Here is a 2,664-nt window from a genome sequence, read left to right on the forward strand (position 1 = left end):
ATATAAAATCACCCCCCCCCTCCCAATACAACCGCCCCCCCGGCCGCGCCGCCGCCGCCGCCGAGCGGCAACCCCACCCAACACGCCTGCCGCCCTTTTTTGCTGTTCTCGCCCTCAATCACCAATGCCCAAGGAGGAACTGTCCAGATGACCACCGCACCGTGGGGCACCACCCGCATGGGGCCGTACCCCGGGTCCAGCTCGATCCCGGCCCTCACGCCCGTGATCGATCCCGAGACGCAGATCGCCGTGTTCATGGACGAGCACGGCCACACGGTCGAGATGGGTGCGCACGGCACCAGCACCGAGACCAGCACGCCCACGAGCACGGGCGGCGGCGACGGCCAGAGCGGGCAGCAGAACGCGCCCACCGACATGGACAGCATGCCCGCGAACGACCAGGACCAGGGAACGGGCTGACATGACACCGGATCGGCACCGGGCCGCCGTCCTGGTCCTGACCAACGCCTACGACGTGACAGCCGACGTAGTGCTCCGCATCCTGGCCGAACGCAGGGTCCCGGTCGTCCGGGTCGACCCCGGTGCCGATCTGCTCGAAGGTGCCCTGCTGACCGCCCAGTACCGCACGGGCGAGCAGCGGGGCGTTCTCCGCACGCCGAGCCGGGAGCTCGACCTCACCCGGGTGCGGTCGGTCTGGGTCCGCCGCCCCTCGCCCTACGAGGCACCCCCGGGGCTGGACGAGCACACGGCGAAGTTCGCCGGCTCACAGGCGTTCTGGGGCGTCGGCGGCATCCTCGCATCGCTCCCCGGAGCCCATTACGTCAATCACCCGTGGCGCATCCGCGATGCGGAGTACAAGCCCGCCCAGCTCGCCGTGGCGAGCCGGGCGGGGTTCCTGGTCCCGGACACGGTCATCACCATCGACCCCGCCGAAGCACTCCGGTTCTGCACCGACCATCCCGGTGGAGCCGTCTACAAACCGCTGTGGGACAGCCGCTTCCGCGCCGGGGACGGCACCGCACGGACCGTGTGGGTACGGGAAGTCGACCCCACCGACATCACCGACGCCGTGTCCGTCTGCCCGCACCTGTTCCAGGCCAAGGTGGACAAGGCCTTCGACGCACGGGTCACCGCCGTTGGCGACAGACTGTTCGCGGTCCGGATCGACAGCCCGGATCTCGACTGGCGCCACCAACAGGACCTGATGACGTGCGCACCGATCGAGGTACCCGAGCCGGTCGCTCGCGCGATCACCGGCTACCTCGCCGAACTCCGCCTGGCCTTCGGTGCGTTCGACTTCGCCGTGACCGCCCACGGCGACTGGAGTTTCCTTGAGTGCAATCCCAACGGCCAGTGGGCGTGGCAGCCCGCCGAGACCACTGCCGCGATCGCCCAGGCCATTGCCGACCAGTTGGAGAGAGGTCCCGACTCATGAGCACATCGGCGCAGCTCCGCGCAGCCCTGGTGGACAGCCTGACCGGGGAGGACAAGATCACCGAACCCGCCTGGGAGGACGCCGCCCGAACCGTCCCCCGGGAGCTGTTCGTCGGGTCGTTCTTCGTGCCGGTGCCGGGAAGCAACCCGACCGCCTACCGCCCCACCCACCAGCACGAGCCCGGGTGGCTGGAGCACGTCTACACCAACGAAACGCTGGTCACCCAGCTCGACGGGCGGACCCGTCCCGAGGACGTGCCCGACGGGACCGCGACCGGCACCCCGTCCTCCTCGTCCACCCTGCCGTCCCTCGTCCTGCGCATGTGGCACCAACTCGGCGTCGAGCCCGGCCACCGGGTGCTGGAGATCGGCACCGGTACCGGCTACTCGACCGCCCTCGGCGCGCACCGCCTCGGGGACACCGCCATCACCAGCGTCGAGTACGACCCGACGGTGGGCGCGGCCGCGGCTGCGGCCATCGCCGCAGCGGGCTACGCGCCCCGGCTGGTCATCGGCGACGGACTGCTCGGCGACCCGGAAGACGGTGACTACGACCGACTGATCGCCACCTGCGCGGTCCGCTACGTCCCACCCCCGTGGCTGCACCAGGTGAAGCCCGGCGGCCGGATCCTGGTCACGCTGTCGGGCTGGTCCTTCGGGTTCGGCCTCGCCCTCCTCACCGTGACCGCCCCCGGTGAGGCCGCCGGCCGCTTCCTGCCCGGCTACACCAGCTTCATGATGGCCCGCCCCCACGACCGGCCGCCCCGCCAGAGCCTGTCCCTGCTCCCCGGAGACGAACGCCCGACCAGGATCGACCCCGAGATCATCGGCACCTGGACGGGCAGCTGGGTCGCACAGCTCGCAGCGCCCTCGGCCGAGCGGATGGGAGCCGGCGGACACCAGATCCTCTCCGACGTGGCCACCGGCTCCCAGGCCCGGACCGCGCCCGACCCGGTCGGCGGGTGGAGCGTGATCCAGCGCGGCCCGCTCCGGCTCTGGGACCAGGTGGAAAGCGCGGTCGAAGCCTGGCAGCGGGCCGGCGAGCCACACCAGGAGGGCTTCGGGATCACCGTCTCGGGCTCAGGCCAGCGCGTCTGGATCGGCCAGGAGGACGGCCCGGGCTGGAACCTCCCCATCTGAACACGCTGAACACGACGGCCCGGCGCGCCCCCCGGGGGGGGCGGGGGGGACCCCCCACCCAGACACACCCCCCCCGCGGGTGTGGCCCCCGCCCGGGACCACCAGCAGGGGCGGGGGGTGAGCTTGTTG

Annotated in this window: 3 protein-coding genes; all 3 read left to right on the forward strand. The window is 71.6% G+C overall.

The features are described 5' to 3' along the window. The first annotated feature begins 147 nt into the window (after positions 1-147). Genes tgmA through tgmC form a run of 3 tightly spaced genes read left to right on the forward strand, consistent with a single transcriptional unit; the run spans position 148 to position 2,535 of the window. Positions 148-420: a putative ATP-grasp-modified RiPP gene (tgmA, locus tag ACFWXO_RS14465; RefSeq protein ID WP_380524156.1), complete on the forward strand. Its 273-nt coding sequence runs from the start codon at positions 148-150 to the stop codon at positions 418-420. A 1-nt stretch (position 421) separates the two neighbouring features. Further along, positions 422-1,396 carry an ATP-grasp ribosomal peptide maturase gene (gene tgmB, locus ACFWXO_RS14470; protein ID WP_380524159.1) on the forward strand — a complete coding sequence of 325 codons (975 nt, stop codon included), beginning with the start codon at positions 422-424 and terminating at the stop codon, positions 1,394-1,396. After that, entirely contained in the window at positions 1,393-2,535 is a 1,143-nt protein-coding gene (gene tgmC, locus ACFWXO_RS14475) for an ATP-grasp peptide maturase system methyltransferase (protein WP_380524161.1), read from the forward strand. The genes tgmB and tgmC overlap by 4 nt, the downstream gene beginning before the upstream one ends. The last annotated feature ends 129 nt before the right edge of the window (positions 2,536-2,664 follow it).

The sequence above is a fragment of the Kitasatospora sp. NPDC059088 genome (genome assembly GCF_042738155.1).
Lineage (GTDB): Bacteria > Actinomycetota > Actinomycetes > Streptomycetales > Streptomycetaceae > Kitasatospora.